The sequence below is a fragment of the Frigoribacterium sp. UYMn621 genome, assembly GCF_040549525.1.
Taxonomy (GTDB): domain Bacteria; phylum Actinomycetota; class Actinomycetes; order Actinomycetales; family Microbacteriaceae; genus Lacisediminihabitans.
In genome coordinates this window covers 327,282-344,523 of sequence record NZ_JBEPTM010000002.1, presented here as the reverse complement: position 1 = coordinate 344,523, position 17,242 = coordinate 327,282, and the positions used below count along the sequence as shown (strand labels likewise).

Sequence of the window (17,242 nt, the reverse complement as noted above, 5' to 3'; positions counted from 1 at the left end):
CACTGTCAGCCGCCACCCGTCAGCCGAGTGCGACCGGCTCCTCGTCGGTCACGGCGGCGAGCTCCATGATCTCCAGCGACTCCGCGACCGGAATGGCGGCGGCGACCGCGGCATCCACAAAATCCTGCGTGCCCTCGATGCGTGGATCGAGCCAGTCGTCCCAGAGCTCCCGGGGAAGCGGCACGGGATTTCGGTCGTGGATGTGGTCGAGGGTGCGCACCGAGTCCGCGGTGAGGATGGTGGTGGTGAGCGTCCAGAGTGCCGGGTCATCATCGGCCAGCGCGCGGTCCTTCCACCAGGAGTAGATGCCGGCAAAGGCCATCGACTGGCCATCCGGTGCCCTCAGGTAGAACGGGGTCTTCTTCTTCGTGACCGGATCGGTCTGCCACTCGTAGTACCCCGCAGCCGGGATGAGGGCGCGTTTCGACCGGATCGACGCCGTGAACGAGGCCTTCTCGGTGATGCCCTCGCTGCGGGCGTTGAAGGTGGGCACCTTCATCTTGAGGGTCTTCGACCAGCCGGGCGTGAGCGACCAGCGGGCCACCTCGAGACGGCGAGTGGGCTCCGGGCCGTCTTTCATCGATTCCAGCACCACGGCCACCGGGTCGGTGGGGCGGATGTTCCAGCCCGGTCGCCAGTCGCGGAAGTCGCCGCCGACGGCCACGAACTCCTCGATCAGGTCGTCGGTGCTCTTGTCCATCGCGAAGCGTCCGCACATGCGCTCATTGTGGCGCGCACCGCAGACAATCGCCAGCCGCTCGCGGTCACAGGCCGAGCGCGAGACGGATGCCGAGGGCGACCATCACGACGGCGATGCTCGCGTCGAGCACGCGCCAGGCCGAGGGCCGGGCGAAGACCGGGCGAAGCAGGCGTGCCCCGAAGCCGAGGGCCGAGAACCAGAGCACACTGGCGGCCATCGCGCCCCCGACCCACCACCAGCGTTCGGCCGGCCCCTGCTGCGATGCCACTGAACCGAGGAACAGCACGGTATCCAGGTAGACGTGGGGGTTGAGCCAGGTGAGGGCGAGCACCGTGGCCACCGCGACCCCCAGGCCCGTCTTCGCTGACGCGGAGACCGGCTCCGCAGCGAGGGACTGGGGCCGGATGGCCCGGCGCGCGGCGAGAAGGCCGTAGACGATGAGGAAGCCGGCCCCGAGCACCCGGATGATCACCAGCGTGATCGGCGCCGCCCGGATCAGCGCCCCGAGCCCGAGCACCCCGGCCAGAATCAGCACCGCGTCCGACAGCGCGCAGATGGCGACCACCGGGAGGATGACACGGTTGCGGCCCTCGATGCCCAGCCGGAGCACGAACGCGTTCTGCGCTCCGATCGCGATGATCAGCGAGAGACCGGTGGCCAGTCCGAGGAGGGCGGGAATCATCGTCGTCGACAGGGTCACGCTCTCACGGTAGGGCGCGGGCCCAATGTAATCCAACTACTCTTTCTTCACCTGCATAAGCTGGGCTAATGCACCGCTTCTCGCTGGAACAGCTCGACACCCTGTTGGCGCTCGTCGACGCGGGCTCGTTCGAGGAGGCGGCATCGAGGCTGCACGTTACCCCCTCGGCGGTATCTCAACGGGTGAAGGCGATGGAGCAGGCATCCGGTCGGGTGGTCGTGCGGCGCACCTCGCCCGTCACGCTGACCGAGGCTGGGGATGTGCTTCTCCGCTATGCGCGACAGGTCGACCTCCTCGAAGCCGACACTCTTCGAACCCTCCGGGTGGACTCCGAGCCCGGACGGCCATTCCAGGTCTCCCTCGCGGTGAACGCCGATAGCCTCGCCACCTGGTTCCTTGATGCACTCGCCGGGCTTGGTGAATCGCTCGGCGTCGTGTTCGATCTCCACCGCGAAGACCAGGAACGCACGACGGCGCTGCTGCGAGCCGGAACAGTGATCGCGGCCGTGACATCCACCAGGGACTCCGTCCAGGGTTGCGTGACCGAGCCGCTCGGCGTCATGCGGTACCGGGCGGTCGCGACCCCGGGATTCCGTGACCGCTGGATGCCTCGCGGGTCCGCTCCTCTGGTGCTCGCTGATGCACCGGTCGTCACCTTCGATCGCAACGACGACCTGCAGGCGGCATTCCTGCAGGAGCACTGCGGGGGTTCCGCGACGGCCTCTCACTATGTGCCGACCTCCGCTGACTTCGCCCGGGCGATCACGCTCGGCTTCGGCTGGGGACTGCTGCCAGAGCAGCAATGCCTCGAGCCGCTCAGCGAGGCTGTGCTCGTGGAGCTGGCTCCCGGGCATCCGGTGGATGTTCCCCTGTACTGGCAGCGGTGGAACCTGGCTTCGCCCCTGCTCGATGCCGTGTCGGCGGCGGTGCGTGACCGGGCGGCGATCGAACTGCGCCAGTAGGTCATCTCGCACGCAGTCGACCCCTACTCGACTACGTGTTCCGCCTCAGGGTGAGCACGCTGTCGACGGTCGTGCGCGCCGTGCCATCCGGGGCCGCGCCGATCCGTTTGACGAGGGCGCTCGTCAGCACCGACCAGCCCTGTGGGTCGAGCGCTGAGTCGGTGAACAGGGTGGCGTACACATCGTCGGGCGTCGGGAGTTAGAGCTGTGGATGTGTGTGGCCGCCGTCGTCCGGACGCGACCAATGCGGCGCACCGGAGTGGCCGACGATGAGCAGCGTTCCGCCGGGTGCGACCGCTGTGGCCGCGCGACGCAGGATCGACCCCCGCGGGATCTCGACCTCCGCGTGCAAGAAGCAGGAGGTGACGAGGTCGAAGGTCGTCAACGGTTGCCACTCGGCGAGGTCAGCAGGGGCAGGTGGGGAAATCGCGGTGCCGGATCGGCAAGTACGAGACTATCGAGGAAGGCGAAGACTGCGACTCTTCAGCTCCGGGTGCGTTCAGGCCTGTGCGCCCTGCGGCACGCGCACGAGAAGGGCACCGGCCTCGATCCGGGCGGTAAAGCCTGTCGCCTCACCGTAGCCGTCTCCGTCGAGTTCGATTTCCTCTGGGCGGTTGAGGTGCGCCTCCACCGATTTCACCGTCTCGTAGTGGAGGTCCCTCGTGTTGTGGTGCTCACCGGCAACCGCCCGCCCGGCCGCTGTGCGACGGACCACGCCATTGGTCCACGCGATGGCGAACCACACCTTGACCCACCCCCACAGCCCACCCGGTCGTGTCATCAACAGGTCGAAGAGGCCGTCATCGATCACCGCTTCCGGCATGAGCAGGATGTTGGCGGGCAGCGAGCCGCAATTGCCGAGGATCAGGGTATGGACCGTGCGCCGCAGCACCGGGCCGCCGTCGAGACGCAACCGGAAATGCAGCTCTTCGGGATCGCGGAGGGACTTGGCGATCGCACTCACGTAGGCGGCCCAGCCTGCCTTCTTCTTGAGGTCTTCGTCGGTGTTCTTGATCATCTTCGCGTCGATACCCAACCCCGCCATGACGACGAAGGCGTGCTCGTCGTGGGACCCATCGGCGCGCTCGATGTCGATGACGCCGATGTCGATGGGCCGATCCACCCCGGTGAAGGCGGACAGGGCTGATCCGGGCATGTCGTCGAGGGTGAGGTGGAGATTGCGGGCCAGCAGGTTGCCCGTGCCTGCGGGGAGAAGCGCAAGCGGTATGCCACTGTGTCGAACCGCTTCCGCAACCGCGCGCACTGTGCCGTCTCCGCCGGCCGCGAAGACGAGGTCGGCACCGGCTTTCAGAGCCTCGGCCGCAACTCCCTGGCCGATGTCGTCCTCAGAAGTCTCATAGAACGCAGTGCTCCACCCGGCCTGCGCCGCCGCCTCCGCCATGGTTGATCGAAAGGCGTCTGGATCCACTTTCGTCGGGTTGTAGATCACTGCGGCGATTCGTCGGGTCGTATCGATCATCGCGCAATCCTAGGGGCGGGCAGGGGCTTCCCGGGCGCTTTTCCTCACGACTCCACACATAAGAGTTTTCTCATCTGACCAGCCTTTACGAGCAGACGAACGCGGCCTACCGTGTCGCGTACGCCTGCCCGGACGGCGTGCGAAGAAGGGTCGACCCGATGGCCGATATTGCCGATCGTGGTGCTCGAAAAGTGAAGTCCAGCGCCCCGCTCAGGACCGCGGCCCCGACCGGAACGGGAGCGGGGCCCAGCGGATCGGCGACCTCGCGCCTGCGGTCGTCTCCGTCGTCGTTGGTGTGACCGCCCTGATGTTCGCATGCGGGTCCTCCGGCAGCACAGTTCGTGTTCGGGGAGACGCGATCCATGGCGCGCGCTCATAATTACACCAGGACCGCACCTGACCAGCCCCACCCCACCTCTATTCAGGAGAACAATGTCCCCGAAGAAGACTGACAGCGACCGACGCAAGCTTTCCAAGCGGGCCTATGAAGCGGAACTCGAGCGACTGCAGGTCGAGCTGGTGCAGATGCAACAGTGGGTGGTTCAGTCCGGCGCGCGTCTATTGGTGATCTTCGAAGGTCGCGATGCTGCAGGCAAGGGCGGTTCGATCAAACGCGTGATCCAATATCTGAACCCTCGATCGGCGCGAGTCGCGGCACTTCCGGCCCCGAGCGAGCGAGAGCGGGGCCAGTGGTATTTCCAGCGGTACATCGAGCGCTTGCCGGCAGCCGGAGAGATAGTGCTGATGGACCGGTCCTGGTACAACCGCGCAGGGGTCGAGCGCGTGCTCGGGTACTGCACCGATGAGGAATACGAGCGCTTCCTGAAGCAGGTGCCCGTTCTCGAACGCCTGCTCGTCGAAGACGGCATCATCCTGGTCAAATACTGGTTCTCCGTCTCTGACGAGGAGCAGCAGAAGCGATTCAAGTCGCGACTGAACGACCCGATGCGGCGGTGGAAGCTTTCGGAGACCGACCTCAAGTCCATCGTCGAGTGGGAATCCTATTCGCGAGCAAAGGACGCGATGTTCAAGGTGACCGACATTCCGGAGGCGCCCTGGTGGACGATCGAGAGCGACGATAAGAAGTCCGCACGGCTCAACGCGATAAGTCATCTCCTGACTCAGATTCCCTGGGATGCGATCGAACCGGAGTCGATCGAACTCCCGGACCGGCCGACAGCCGACGGCTATGAGCGACCCGCGCGCGAGCTCTACAAGTATGTGCCGAACCATGCGGCAAGACTCAGCTCATAGCCTTCGGGGATCCCGGCTGAGTCGCCGCGGGCGGCAGTCGGAGAAAGGGCACAAAAAAGTCCCACTCCCGGTAGAAGCCCGGAAATGGGACAGTGGCTCCGACGGGCGTCGATCCCGTGACCTCTCGATTTTCAGTCGAACGCTCTACCAACTGAGCTACAGAGCCTTAGCGTCTAACGATAGACGTAATAAGGCACGGCCGTCTGGCGAGAGATGACCGTGCCTTGCGACCCTGACCGGACTTGAACCGGCGACCTCCGCCGTGACAGGGCGGCGCGCTAACCAACTGCGCTACAGGGCCTAGCTATTCGCTGTATGTGAGGTGGTGCTATGTGACCCCAACGGGATTCGAACCCGTGTTAACGCCGTGAAAGGGCGCCGTCCTAGGCCACTAAACGATGGGGCCGTGAAGAAAAATCCTCCATAGCTGCCGAGGGACAAGCATAGGGGAGCCCGGCCCCTTTTCCAAACCACGCCCCGAACCGGATGGCGAGGGTCGAAGCATCCGATCGCCACCGGGCCGCAACTACGCCGCCACTCCGCAGTGATTGCGTGCATTCGTCGCCCCTCGGCGGTACGTTCAACGTGCAGTCGAGACTTCGGGGAAACATGGCACACACCAGCGGGCACAAACGCACGATCTTCTCCGGCCGCGGGCTGCGCGCGACCCGGTTGGTCGCGACTGTCGCCATGCTCGCGGTGCTGACCACCGGATCGATCCTCGGACAGGCTGGAGCTCCCGCATTCGCCGCGGACTATCCCAGCTGGGATGACGTGCAGGCGGCCCGCCAGAGCCAGTCCGCGACAGCGGCCGAGGTCACTAGGGTGCAGGGACTGCTCGCCGGATTGCAAGCAGCGGCGGATTCGACGCAGGCCGTCGCCGTGCAGAAGGGCGATGAATACCAGGCCGCCCAGCAGAAATACGATGAGGCTGCATTCAAGGCCGCGGCGCTGCAGAAACAGGCGGATGCCGCCCAGGCGAAAGCCGCGAAGTCTAAGCAACAGGCCGGCCAGCTCGCCGCGCGGCTCTCCCGTTCTGCCGCCAACGACCTCTCCACGCGGTTGTTCTTCAGCGGCGGGGATTCGAAGGCATACCTGGCCCAACTCGGCCTGGAGAGCATGGTGAAGGACCAGTCCGCCGGCATCTACGAAAAGGCCGTGCAGGACCAGAACACCGCACAGTCGCTGACCGACCAGGCTGATGTCGCCAAGGCCGCCCTCAAGATCCTCGCCGATGCCGCCCAGAAGGCCCTCGCCGAGGCGACGACTGCTGCGGAGGCGGCTGCAGCCGCCTACACGGAGCAGAGCGACAACTCGGCTCGGCTGCAGGCGCAGCTCGCCACCCTCACGACGAACGTCGATCACCTCGAGTCCGAGTATGTGGACGGCATCAAGGCACTCTGGGGTGAGCTCGCCGGGCTCGGCGCAGGCAAGATCTCGACCACGGGCTGGGTGCGTCCGGCGGGTGGTCACATCTCGAGTCCCTTCGGATTCCGCATCAACCCCTTCACCCACTCCTATGCATTCCACGCGGGCACCGACCTCGGCGCGAGCTGCAACTCGCCAATCTTCGCCGCCCACGGAGGCACCGTCATCTACGCCGGTCCGAACGGGGGTTACGGCAACTTCGTGCTGATCGACAACGGCAACGGGATCACCACCGGGTACGGGCACATCGTCAACGGCGGCATCCATGTGAGCGTCGGCCAGCCGGTCGGCCCGGGCCAGCCCATCGCGGCTGTCGGAAGCACCGGTCACTCCACGGGATGCCACCTGCACTACGAGGTGCGGGAGAACGGCACTGCAATCGACGCCGTTCCGTTCATGCGCAGCAACGGAATCGAACTGGCCAACTGAGCTCCGCGGGCACCGGCGTCCCCGCTGAGTCGCAGGCCCCGCGTCCGAGAATCGATCGGAGGCGAGCGCGTCCGAGCGCAGGCCGCAGCGACGGCAGCGGTGTTGCGCGCGCCGCACCCTTGCAGACACTGGCCATTCTGCGTCCGTGTTGTTAGTGTGACTGCTGTTAACAGTGTTACTGGAGTGACTGAGCACGCTCGATGTCACGGGATCGAGGACTGATGGCGCTCAACACGGGGCGAAACGCGCGGCTTAATAGGGCACGTGCGAGCATCCGATTGCGCCGGTGGACCGCGGCCGCGGCAGTGGTCTCCGTGTTGGCGAGCGGGTCCATCGTCGGCTCGGTCCCTGCGGCCTTCGCGACCACCTATCCCAGCTATGCGGACGTGCAGAACGCCCAGCGGAGCGAGACAGCCAAGAAGGCGGAGATCGCCACCCTGACCCAGCTTCTCGCGACCCTGCAGTCCGCCGTCGATTCGACCCAGGCGGATGCCGTGCAGAAGGGTGCCGCCGCGGAGGCCGCCCAGGCGAAATACGACGATGCAGCGGCCAAAGCGGTGAAGCTCAAGAGCCAGGCGGATGAAGCCCAAGCCCAGGCCGACCGCTCCAAGCAACAGGCGGGCGAGCTCGCTGCCCGGCTCGCGCGCTCCGGCGGGAGCGACCTCAGCAGCACCCTCTTCTTCGACAGCAAAGACGCGAAGAGCCTCCTCTCCCAACTCGGCCTCGCGAGCATGGTGAAGGACCAGTCGGCAGGCATCTACGAGAAGGCGATCCAGAACCAGAACGTCGCCAGGGCACTCACCGACCAGGCTGACATCGCCACAGAGGCCCTCAAGGCGCTCGCGGGTGAGGCGGAGAAGGCCGCCTCTGCCGCTGCCGATGCCGCGGTCACCGCCGCTGCAGCACTCACCGACCAGCAGGCCCACCAGGTGGAGCTCAACGCCCAACTGGCCATCCTCGTGACCAATGCCACCCAGACGGAGGCGGACTACGCGACCGGTGTCGAGGTGGCCCGCAAGGCCGCCGCCGCCGCACTGGCTGCCCAACTCGCCGCGGCACCGCGGGCGGGTCAGATCTCTTCGGTGGGCTGGGCGCGCCCGGCCGGTGGCCACATCTCCAGTCCGTACGGCTACCGGATAGACCCCTACAACGGCGTCTACGCCCTTCATGCGGGCACCGACCTGGCTGCCGGATGCAACACGCCGATCTACGCGGCACACTCCGGAACGATCGTGCTCGCCGGTCCCTACGGCGGATACGGCAACTACATCCGCATCCAGAACGACGGTGACAGCAGCTACGAGACCGCCTACGGCCACATCGTGAACGGCGGCATCCTCGTGCGCATCGGCCAGCATGTCGATGTGGGCCAGAACATCGCCCGCGTCGGAAGCACGGGCATGTCCACGGGGTGCCACCTGCACTTCGAGATCCATCACAACGGCGGAACCCAGGATCCCGTGCCGTTCATGCGCTCGATGGGTGTCGAGCTCGCCAACTGAGCCGATCACCCGGGCTGCGGGACGGTCCCACCCGTTCGTGGGACTGGTGCGTCAGCCGCCCCCTTGCTACTGTGACAGATGTTAACAGTGTTACTCATGTGACTATCAAGGTGTTCGCGGGGGGATCTGCGGAACGACTCGGGGACTGATGAAATCCACTTTGTTCGGCCACCGGGCCGTTTCGGCGCCGTCCGCAGGCGCCGCAGAAACGCGCGACTCGCGATCCACTATCGGCACGAGGGCCTTTCGGGTAACCGCGATCGCGGCCGCGCTGGCCATCGTGGTCGCGGGCACCATCCTGGGCCAGACCGGCCAATCCGCCTTCGCAGCGGACTATCCGACCTGGGCAGACGTTCAGGCTGCCCGCAACAACGTCAAGGCCAAAGAGGCGCAGATCGCCCAACTGAACGCGCTGCTCACCGGGCTCCAGTCCCAGGTGGACTCCGCTCAGGCGATTGCGGTGCAGAAGGGCGCCGAGTGGCAGGCCGCCCAGCAGAAATTCGACGAATCGTCTTTCAAGGCTGACGAACTGAAGAAGCAGGCGGATGTGGCCCAGGCCAAAGCCGCGAAGTCCAAGCAGCAGGCGGGCCAGCTTGCCGCGCGTCTCGCCCGCGCCGGAGGTAGCGACCTCTCCGCGCGACTCTTCTTCAACGGGGGTGAGTCCAAGAGCCTGCTCTCCCAGCTCGGTCTCGCCAGCATGGTGAAGGACCAGTCGGCGGGGCTCTACGACAAAGCCACGCAGGACGGCAACTCCGCTCAGGCGCTCACCGACCAGGCCAATGTCGCGAAGGATGCCCTCAAGGTGCTGGCGGCCACGGCCCAGAAGGCGCTCGAAGAAGCCAACATCGCCTCAGAGAAGGCCGCTGCCGCACTGAGCGAACAGGAAGCCAACAAGGGAAGGCTCGAGGCGCAGCGCGACATCCTCGCCACCAACTCCACCACCACCGAGGCCAGCTACAACGATGGCGTGGAGTACCGCGCCGAGGAAGCCAAAAAGCTCAAGGCCGCACAGGAGGCCGCCGCAGCCAAGGCTGCCGCCGACTGGGCCGCCGCGCATCCGCCGTCGTCCGGAGGCAGCGGCGGAGGAGGATCGAGCGCCAGCCCGAGCGGATGGGTGCGACCGTCCGGTGGACGCGTCAGCAGCCCATTCGGCTGGCGGGTCAATCCCTACACGGGGAAGGAAGCACTGCACGCCGGAACAGACCTCGCTGCGGGATGCAATTCCCCGATCTTTGCGGCCCACTCCGGGACGATCGCCTTTGCGGGCCCCAACGGCGGTTACGGCAACTTCATCCTCATGAACAACGGCGACGGCGTATCGACGGGCTACGGCCACATCGTCAACGGGGGAATCCTCGTGCGGGCCGGCCAGCAGGTGCAGGCGGGCCAGCAGATCGCGAAGGTCGGCAGCACAGGCAATTCAACGGGGTGCCACCTGCACTTCGAGGTGCGTCCCGGGGGTGTGGCCATCGATGCCGCACCGTTCATGGCCGCCCGGGGAGTGTCGTTCTAAGCGACATCCAGAGCGGTAGTCGAGCCCGGCAGCGCCGGGCCCGACCGCCTCGCGTGACTAGTGGGAGCCCTCCTCGGCGAGCTTGGTGATGCCGGCCTGCACGATGGCCTCGGCTTCGGCCGCATTGCCCCAGCCCTCGGTCTTGACCCATTTGCCGGGCTCGAGGTCCTTGTAGTGCTCGAAGAAGTGCTCGATCTCCTTGCGGGTGTACTCCGGGATGTCGTCGACATCCTGAATCCACGACCAGCGCGGATCCTTCGCCTGCACGGCGATCACCTTGGCATCTGACCCGCCGTCGTCCGTCATGTTGAAGACACCGACCGGGCGCACCTTCAGGCCGACCCCCGGGAAGAGCGGGTAGTCGAGCAGCACGAGCACGTCCACCGGGTCGCCGTCGAGGCCGAGGGTGTTCTCGAAGAAGCCGTAGTCGGTCGGGTAGACGAATCCGGTGAACAGCACCCGGTCGAGGAAGACGCGACCGGTGACGTGATCCACCTCGTACTTGTTCTTGCTGCCCTTGGGGATCTCGATGATCGCGTCGTAGCTGGCCATAGGGGGCGCTCCTCGTGTTCGGTGGATGACGCAATAACGTTATCGGATGAGCACACGCCCCCGCCTGACTCCCGCGATCGCCGATGTGCGCTCTGCGGTGCGCGCGTGCCTCCCCTCCCAAAACGCAGGAGATTCGCCACGAAACGCCGCCGTCGTGCCGCCGGAACCCCCGCTTGGCGGCGAATCTCCTGCGTTTTCGAAAGGGGTGCGAGGCGGGGTGCTCGTCGCGCTCAGCGGCGGACCCGATTCGCTGGCACTCGCCGCCGCGACCGCATTCGAGGCACCCCGGGCGGGCATCCGCGCCGGAGCCGTGATCGTGGACCACGGGCTGCAGGCCGGGTCGGCGGATGTCGCGGCTCGGGCCGCCCGGCAGGCCCGTGATCTCGGGCTCGAGCCGGTGATCGTGGCAACCGTGACCGTCGGCGCGTCCGGGGGGCCGGAGGCCGCCGCGAGAGATGCCCGGTATGCGGCGCTGGCGGACGCCGCCCGGGATTCCGGGGCATCCGCCGTGCTGCTCGGGCACACTCTCGACGACCAGGCGGAGTCGGTGTTGCTCGGGCTGGCGCGCGGAAGCGGGCCAGGAAGCATCACCGGCATGGCGGCGGTGGCCGGCCTCTATCGGCGCCCTCTGCTCGCGGTCACCCGCGAGACGACCGTGCGGTTCTGCGCCGACTCCGGGCTCGAGCCATGGAGTGACCCGCAGAACGATGACGAGCGATTCTCCCGGGTGCGTGTGCGAAAGACGGTGCTGCCCATGCTCGAACGTGAGCTCGGGCCGGGTTTCGCGGCGGCGCTCGCCCGCACCGCAGACCTCGCGCGCGAAGACACCGACGCGCTCGACCAGTTCGCCGCGGACCAGCTCGAGGAGCTGGCCGACCACGCCGAGGCAGGCATCTCGCTCGCAGCCCGCGCGCTCGAGCACAACCCGCCGGCGCTGCGGCAGCGCATCATCCGTGCCACCGTGCTCGCCGAGTTCGGGGTGAGCCTCAGCCGTTCGCAGACCCTCGAGGTGTCGCGCCTCGTGACCGATTGGCACGGGCAGTCGGCCATCGACCTCCCGGGAATCAGTGCGGAGCGGGTCGGCGGGCTGTTGCACTTCCGGTCGACGCGCACGGAGTCCGGCCGATGAAAGAATGGGGCAATGGAATACAGCGACATCGCCGATGACCTCGAGAGCGTGCTCATCACCGAGCAGGAGATCCGCGACAAGATCGCCGAGCTCGCCCGCCGCATCGAGGCGGACTACGCCGGTGAGCGCTTGCTGCTCGTCGGTGTGCTCCGCGGCGCCGTGATGGTGATGGCCGACCTGGCCCGCGAGCTCACGCTGCCGATCGAGATGGACTGGATGGCCGTGTCGTCCTACGGCTCTGGCACCGAATCATCCGGGGTCGTGCGCATCCTTAAGGACCTCGACACCGACCTCCACGGCCGCAAGGTGCTCATCGTCGAGGACATCATCGACTCCGGCCTCACCCTCTCGTGGCTGCGGGCGAACCTCGGTATGCGCGGCGCGGACTCCGTGGAGATCTGCGCGCTGTTGCGCAAGCCGGCAGCGGCCAAGCTCGCCGTCGACGTGCGGTACGTCGGATTCGAGATCCCGAACGCTTTCGTGGTGGGTTACGGCCTCGACTACGCGGAGAAGTACCGCAATTACCGGGACATCGGCGTGCTCGCGCCGCACGTGTACGAGTAGGTCCCGACACGTCGCTGGCGCTCCTCCTCGAACAGCGATCGCACGGATTACGCCCACGGCAAACATGCAGCAGCCACCCAGTACTGCTCGGGTAGCCTTGGCGACACATTCTTCGTCAGAAAGGTGCCGGGCGTGAGCCCCGGAACACTATGGACTTCAAGCGTTTTCTCCGCGGCCCGCTGATCTACATCCTGCTGGCGGTCATCGTCGTGTCGGTCGGATTCAGCCTCCTGAGCGGCTCCGGATTCAAGCAGATCACCACGAAGGACGGCCTCGCCCTCCTGCAGGACGACAAGGTCGCCTCGGCCAAGATCGTCGACAGCGAACAGCGCGTCGACCTCACCCTCTCCACTGCCGGCGCAGACGGCAAGCAGGTGCAGTTCTACTACGCCACAGCCCGTGGCGCCGACATCGTCAAGGCCGTCGACTCCTCCGGTGCGAAGTACGACGACCAGGTCGACAAGGGCAACTGGCTGACATCGCTGGCCGGTCTCCTCATCCCCTTCATCATCATCGGCGTCATCTTCTGGTTCCTGCTCTCCAGCATGCAGGGCGGCGGATCCAAGGTCATGCAGTTCGGCAAGTCGAAGGCGAAGCTCGTCTCGAAGGAGAGCCCCAAGGTCACCTTCGCGGATGTCGCGGGTGCCGACGAGGCGATCGAAGAGCTCGAGGAGATCAAGGACTTCCTCAAGGATCCGGCCAAGTTTCTCGCGGTCGGCGCTCGCATCCCCAAGGGTGTGCTGCTCTACGGCCCTCCCGGCACCGGTAAGACCCTGTTGGCCCGGGCTGTGGCCGGCGAGGCGAACGTGCCTTTCTACTCGATCAGCGGATCTGACTTCGTCGAGATGTTCGTCGGCGTGGGCGCGAGCCGTGTGCGTGACCTCTTCGCCCAGGCCAAGGAGAACTCGCCCGCGATCATCTTCGTCGACGAGATCGACGCCGTCGGCCGCCACCGCGGCTCCGGCATGGGCGGCGGACACGACGAGCGCGAGCAGACCCTCAACCAGCTGCTGGTCGAGATGGACGGCTTCGACGTCAAGACGAACGTCATTCTCATCGCGGCGACGAACCGTCCCGACATCCTCGACCCCGCACTTCTGCGCCCCGGTCGTTTCGACCGCCAGATCGGAGTGGATGCTCCCGACCTGCTCGGTCGGAAGCAGATCCTCGAGGTGCACGGAAAGGGCAAGCCCCTCGCCGCCGGAGTCGACCTCGAAGTGCTCGCGCGCAAGACCCCCGGTTTCACCGGCGCCGACCTCGCGAACGTGCTGAACGAGGCCGCGCTGCTCACCGCTCGCTCCAACGCCCAGCTCATCGACAACCGTGCCCTGGACGAGGCCGTTGACCGGGTGATGGCGGGTCCGCAGCGCCGCACCCGCGTCATGCGGGACCAGGAGAAGCTCATCACGGCGTACCACGAGGGCGGCCACGCGCTCGTCGCGACCGCGATGCGCAACACCGACCCGGTCACGAAGGTCACCATCCTTCCGCGTGGACGTGCCCTCGGCTACACGATGGTGCTTCCTCTCGAGGACCGCTACTCGATCAGCCGCAACGAACTGCTCGACCAGCTCGCGTACGCGATGGGCGGCCGGGTAGCGGAAGAGGTCGTGTTCCACGACCCGACCACCGGCGCATCCAACGACATCGAGAAGGCGACCTCCACCGCGCGCAAGATGGTCACCGAGTTCGGCATGTCGTCGAACATCGGATCCGTCAAGCTCGGTTCCGGATCGGGCGAGATGTTCCTCGGTCGCGACATGGGCAGCCAGCGCGACTACTCCGAGCGTCTCTCCGAGCAGGTCGACGCAGAGGTGCGCAGCCTGATCGAGAACGCCCACAACGAGGCCTGGGAGGTTCTCAACGAGAACCGCGACATCCTGGACAAGCTCGCGACGGCCCTCCTCGAGAAGGAAACCCTCGACCACACCGAGCTCGCCGAGATCTTCAAGGACGTGAAGAAGATGCCAGAGCGGCCCCAGTGGCTGTCGAGCACCAAGCGTCCGGTCTCGGCCCTGCCTCCCGTGCTCGTTCCCCAGAAGGCGCCGATCGACGCCGGAGTGGTGGACGGCGGAGTCACGTCGGAGCCGGCGAAGAAGGCTCGTGAGCCTCGCCCGCGCAAGCGCCCCGACATCGCCACGGCGTAGTCCATCCCCGTTCGCATCCCTCTACGCTCGTACACGTGAGTATCGATACCGCACGGATTGAGGCTGCCGTGCTTGAGATCCTCGCCGCAATCGGCGAGGATCCGGCACGGCCCGGCCTGGCGAGCACGCCGAAGCGGATCGCGCAGTCCTACGGCGAGTTCTTCGCCGGGCTCGCGCAGAATCCGCTCGACCACCTCGCCCTGAGCGCGGACTTCACGGCGGACTCGTCGGAGATCGGCGAGCTCGTGCTGCTGCGCGACATCGAATTCCGGTCCATGTGCGAACACCACCTGCTGCCGTTCACCGGGGTCGCTCATGTCGCCTACCTGCCGAAGGACCGCATCGTCGGGCTCGGGGCTCTCCCGCAGGTCGTCGAGACGCTCGCCGCCCGCCCCCAGCTGCAGGAGCGCCTCACCGAGGAGATCGCGGATGCCCTGCAGACCGGCCTCGATGCCCGCGGCGTGCTCGTGGTGCTCGATGCAACGCACGGCTGTGTCACGGCGCGCGGTGGCCGACAGACCCGAAGCACGACGGTCACCCTCGCGAGCCGAGGCGTCCTCTCCCGGCCCGTCGAGCGCGCCGAGATCATGGCGCTGATCGGAGCGCCCGCGTGAGTGGTGAACTCGTCTCCCTTCGGCCCTACCGCCCGATCGGCCTCACCCGCCCCCGAATCATGGGCATCGTCAACGTGACCCCCGACTCGTTCAGCGACGGCGGAAACTACCTCGAGCTCGCTTCCGCGGTCGCGCACGCCGAGGAGCTGGTCTCGGCCGGGGCGCAGCTCGTGGATGTCGGTGGAGAGTCGACCCGCCCGGGGGCGGAACGCGTGTCGGCCATCGAGGAACAGCGCCGCGTGCTGCCGGTGATCGAGGCGCTCGCCGATCGGGGGATCCCGGTCAGCGTCGACACGATGAATGCGTCGACAGCCCGGGCGGCGGCGGAACTCGGCTCTGTGATCATCAACGACGTCTCGGCGGGACTGGCCGATCCCGGTATGGCGCGGGTCGTCGCAGAGACCGGCCTGCACTTCATCGCCAGCCACTGGCGCGGACCGAACGCACCGGGCGACACGAGCCGGCCGAGCACCACCTACGGCAATGTGCTGCGTGACGTGCGCAACGAGCTGAAGAACCGTGTCGCCGAACTCATCGTCAACGGGGTGCGGCCGGATCGCATCATCCTCGATCCCGGCATCGGTTTCGCGAAGACCGCCGAGCAGAACTGGCAGCTGCTGTCCAACATCGCCGCCCTCAACACCATCGGATACCCGGTGTTGATCGGGGCCTCGCGCAAGAGATTCCTCGGGGCACTCGTGCCGCCCGATGCCCCTAGCTCCGCGCGCGATCCCGCCACCGCGACCATCAGCGCCCTCGCCGCGCAGGCCGGGGTATGGGGAGTGCGTGTTCACAATGTGGCGGCCACCAGGGACGCCCTCGACGTGTGGGAAGCGATGCAGCCATGAGCGACAGAGCACTGCCCGGAGACACCATCCGCCTGACCGGATTGCGCATCTTCGCCCACCATGGCGTGTTGGATTTCGAGCGGGAGAACGGCCAGGAGTTCGTGGTCGACCTCGAGATCGTGGTGGACCTCGCGCCGGCTGCCGCGACCGACGACGTGACCAAGACCATCCATTACGGCGAGCTCGCCGAGGCCGTGTACGCGGCAGTTCAGGCCGACGCGGTTGACCTCATCGAGACCGTTGCCGAACGGGTCGCGGCGATCGCCCTTGCCTACGAGCGCGCCGACATCGTCACGGTCACGATTCACAAGCCGGCTGCGCCGATCACCGTGCCGTTCGGTGATGTCTCGGTGACGATCACCCGCGGTCGCCCGGCCGGGTCTCCGTCGTGAGGAGTCGGATCGTGCTCCCCGCCGTTATCGCGCTCGGTTCCAACCTCGGGGATCGCGAGGAGAACCTTCGCGCCGCCGTGCACGACATCGCCTCCCTCGACGGGGTCAGCGTGACCGCGGTGTCGGGCATCGTGCAATCCCAGGCCGTCAAACCAACCGGAACGGATGCCGAGGCCCCGGCCTACCTCAACGCGGTGATGCTCGTGCAGAGTGCCCTGCACCCGGAGGCGCTGCTCGTGGAGCTGAATCGCATCGAGGCCGAACACGGGCGCGTGCGGGTCGAGCGCTGGGGCGACCGCACCCTCGACCTGGACATCATCGACTTCGGCGGGATGGAGCGGGACTCGGATGACCTCTCCCTGCCGCATCCGCGGGCCTGGGAGCGGGCGTTCGTGATCGTGCCGTGGCTGCAGGTGGACGCGGAGGCCTCACTGCGGGGGCACGGCCGCATCGACGCGCTCGCCGTCGCCGATTCCGATGATGTGTGGGCCTACGCTGCCGCGCCCCTGTGGGGCCGATCATGAAACGACACAGCCCATGAAACGAACGAATGCCGCGACCCTCATACTGCTCGCGCTGATCGGCGGCGTCGGGGGCGGATTGGTCGAGGCCGCGCTCGCCGCCTCCGGGCGCCCGATCGTGCTGCCGCCGTTCACCCTCGGGATCGCTCTCCTTGCCATCGGCGTGATGGTCGTGGTGCTTGCTCTGCCGATCCGTCGGCTGACCCGGGGCAAGGCCTCCCAGCCGATCGACCCGTTCTACTCGACCCGGGTGCTCGTGCTCTCCAAGGCGAGCGCCCTGGGCGGTTCGCTGATTGCCGGCTTCGGTGCCGGGGTGCTGGTCTACCTCCTCAGCCGCCCGGTTGTGCCCGGCTTCGGCTCGGTGGCGCAGGCTGTGGTCACGCTCGTCGGGGCCGCCGGCCTGCTGGCTGGCGGGCTGATCGCCGAGAGCATGTGCACGATCCCTCCGGACGACGACGATGATGACCAGGGCGGCCGCACCGTGAGGGTTCGGCCGTAGGGTGGGCA

At 66.9% G+C, this 17,242-nt stretch carries 19 protein-coding genes and 3 tRNA genes; 13 read left to right on the top strand and 9 right to left on the bottom strand.

The features are described 5' to 3' along the window. Positions 1–19 precede the first annotated feature (19 nt). Entirely contained in the window at positions 20–718 is a 699-nt protein-coding gene (locus ABIB54_RS05740; RefSeq protein ID WP_354574546.1) for an SOS response-associated peptidase, read from the bottom strand. A gap of 46 nt (positions 719–764) precedes the next feature. Further along, positions 765–1,382 carry a LysE/ArgO family amino acid transporter gene (locus ABIB54_RS05735; protein ID WP_354574670.1) on the bottom strand — a complete coding sequence of 206 codons (618 nt, stop codon included), beginning with the start codon at positions 1,380–1,382 and terminating at the stop codon, positions 765–767. An 86-nt stretch (positions 1,383–1,468) separates the two neighbouring features. Here ABIB54_RS05735 and ABIB54_RS05730 point away from each other — a divergent pair, with 86 nt between their 5' ends. Then, entirely contained in the window at positions 1,469–2,362 is an 894-nt protein-coding gene (locus ABIB54_RS05730; protein ID WP_354574545.1) for a LysR family transcriptional regulator ArgP, read from the top strand. A 31-nt stretch (positions 2,363–2,393) separates the two neighbouring features. Here ABIB54_RS05730 and ABIB54_RS05725 read toward each other — a convergent pair whose 3' ends face one another. From ABIB54_RS05725 to ABIB54_RS05715, 3 genes are all read right to left on the bottom strand, one after another. After that, the gene (locus tag ABIB54_RS05725) at positions 2,394–2,543 is read right to left on the bottom strand and encodes a hypothetical protein (RefSeq protein WP_354574544.1); all 150 of its coding nucleotides are present in this window, start codon (positions 2,541–2,543) and stop codon (positions 2,394–2,396) included. Positions 2,544–2,561: 18 nt separating this feature from the next. Next, entirely contained in the window at positions 2,562–2,747 is a 186-nt protein-coding gene (locus ABIB54_RS05720; RefSeq protein ID WP_354574543.1) for a class I SAM-dependent methyltransferase, read from the bottom strand. A gap of 114 nt (positions 2,748–2,861) precedes the next feature. Then, positions 2,862–3,842: a diacylglycerol/lipid kinase family protein gene (locus ABIB54_RS05715; RefSeq protein ID WP_354574542.1), complete on the bottom strand. Its 981-nt coding sequence runs from the start codon at positions 3,840–3,842 to the stop codon at positions 2,862–2,864. Positions 3,843–4,274: 432 nt separating this feature from the next. Between ABIB54_RS05715 and ppk2 the strand changes: the two genes are divergently transcribed. Continuing rightward, positions 4,275–5,096, top strand: a complete 822-nt coding sequence (ppk2, locus tag ABIB54_RS05710; protein ID WP_354574541.1) for a polyphosphate kinase 2 — start codon at positions 4,275–4,277, stop codon at positions 5,094–5,096. Positions 5,097–5,189: 93 nt separating this feature from the next. Here ppk2 and ABIB54_RS05705 read toward each other — a convergent pair. The 3 genes from ABIB54_RS05705 to ABIB54_RS05695 form a co-directional block, all read right to left on the bottom strand. Next, positions 5,190–5,262: transfer RNA gene (locus tag ABIB54_RS05705), tRNA-Phe, on the bottom strand. Between the two features lie 61 nt (positions 5,263–5,323). Next, a tRNA-Asp gene (locus tag ABIB54_RS05700) sits at positions 5,324–5,397 on the bottom strand. 32 nt (positions 5,398–5,429) lie between these two features. Then, positions 5,430–5,502 (bottom strand) — tRNA-Glu (locus tag ABIB54_RS05695). A 203-nt stretch (positions 5,503–5,705) separates the two neighbouring features. Between ABIB54_RS05695 and ABIB54_RS05690 the strand changes: the two genes are divergently transcribed. The 3 genes from ABIB54_RS05690 (at position 5,706) to ABIB54_RS05680 (ending at position 9,968) form a co-directional block, all read left to right on the top strand. Further along, complete coding sequence (locus ABIB54_RS05690; RefSeq protein WP_354574540.1) at positions 5,706–6,953, top strand: M23 family metallopeptidase; 1,248 nt, start codon at positions 5,706–5,708, stop codon at positions 6,951–6,953. A 221-nt stretch (positions 6,954–7,174) separates the two neighbouring features. Next, a complete protein-coding gene (locus ABIB54_RS05685; RefSeq protein WP_354574539.1) occupies positions 7,175–8,455 on the top strand; it encodes a peptidoglycan DD-metalloendopeptidase family protein in 1,281 nt (426 codons plus the stop codon). 148 nt (positions 8,456–8,603) lie between these two features. Further along, on the top strand, positions 8,604–9,968 hold the full coding sequence (locus tag ABIB54_RS05680) for a peptidoglycan DD-metalloendopeptidase family protein (protein WP_354574538.1): 1,365 nt from the start codon (positions 8,604–8,606) through the stop codon (positions 9,966–9,968). A 57-nt stretch (positions 9,969–10,025) separates the two neighbouring features. Here ABIB54_RS05680 and ABIB54_RS05675 read toward each other — a convergent pair whose 3' ends face one another. Beyond that, complete coding sequence (locus ABIB54_RS05675; protein WP_354574537.1) at positions 10,026–10,520, bottom strand: inorganic diphosphatase; 495 nt, start codon at positions 10,518–10,520, stop codon at positions 10,026–10,028. A 46-nt stretch (positions 10,521–10,566) separates the two neighbouring features. On the opposite strand from ABIB54_RS05675, the gene tilS reads away from it, so the two are divergent. The 8 genes from tilS to ABIB54_RS05635 all read left to right on the top strand — a co-directional run bounded on the left by tilS (position 10,567) and on the right by ABIB54_RS05635 (position 17,234). Continuing rightward, complete coding sequence (tilS, locus tag ABIB54_RS05670) at positions 10,567–11,649, top strand: tRNA lysidine(34) synthetase TilS (protein ID WP_354574536.1); 1,083 nt, start codon at positions 10,567–10,569, stop codon at positions 11,647–11,649. 12 nt (positions 11,650–11,661) lie between these two features. Beyond that, positions 11,662–12,213 carry a hypoxanthine phosphoribosyltransferase gene (hpt, locus tag ABIB54_RS05665; protein WP_354574535.1) on the top strand — a complete coding sequence of 184 codons (552 nt, stop codon included), beginning with the start codon at positions 11,662–11,664 and terminating at the stop codon, positions 12,211–12,213. Between the two features lie 149 nt (positions 12,214–12,362). Further along, complete coding sequence (gene ftsH / locus ABIB54_RS05660) at positions 12,363–14,360, top strand: ATP-dependent zinc metalloprotease FtsH (protein ID WP_354574534.1); 1,998 nt, start codon at positions 12,363–12,365, stop codon at positions 14,358–14,360. Positions 14,361–14,395: 35 nt separating this feature from the next. After that, positions 14,396–14,974, top strand: a complete 579-nt coding sequence (folE, locus tag ABIB54_RS05655; RefSeq protein WP_354574533.1) for a GTP cyclohydrolase I FolE — start codon at positions 14,396–14,398, stop codon at positions 14,972–14,974. Further along, positions 14,971–15,822 (top strand): dihydropteroate synthase, encoded by an 852-nt coding sequence (gene folP, locus ABIB54_RS05650; RefSeq protein WP_354574532.1) that lies wholly within the window; start codon positions 14,971–14,973, stop codon positions 15,820–15,822. The genes folE and folP overlap by 4 nt, the downstream gene beginning before the upstream one ends. Next, positions 15,819–16,214 carry a dihydroneopterin aldolase gene (gene folB / locus ABIB54_RS05645; protein ID WP_354574531.1) on the top strand — a complete coding sequence of 132 codons (396 nt, stop codon included), beginning with the start codon at positions 15,819–15,821 and terminating at the stop codon, positions 16,212–16,214. Before folP ends, folB begins: the two co-directional genes overlap by 4 nt. An 11-nt stretch (positions 16,215–16,225) precedes the next feature. Continuing rightward, complete coding sequence (folK, locus tag ABIB54_RS05640; RefSeq protein ID WP_354574530.1) at positions 16,226–16,738, top strand: 2-amino-4-hydroxy-6-hydroxymethyldihydropteridine diphosphokinase; 513 nt, start codon at positions 16,226–16,228, stop codon at positions 16,736–16,738. A 13-nt stretch (positions 16,739–16,751) separates the two neighbouring features. Further along, positions 16,752–17,234 carry a DUF3180 domain-containing protein gene (locus tag ABIB54_RS05635; protein ID WP_354574529.1) on the top strand — a complete coding sequence of 161 codons (483 nt, stop codon included), beginning with the start codon at positions 16,752–16,754 and terminating at the stop codon, positions 17,232–17,234. Positions 17,235–17,242: the final 8 nt, after the last annotated feature.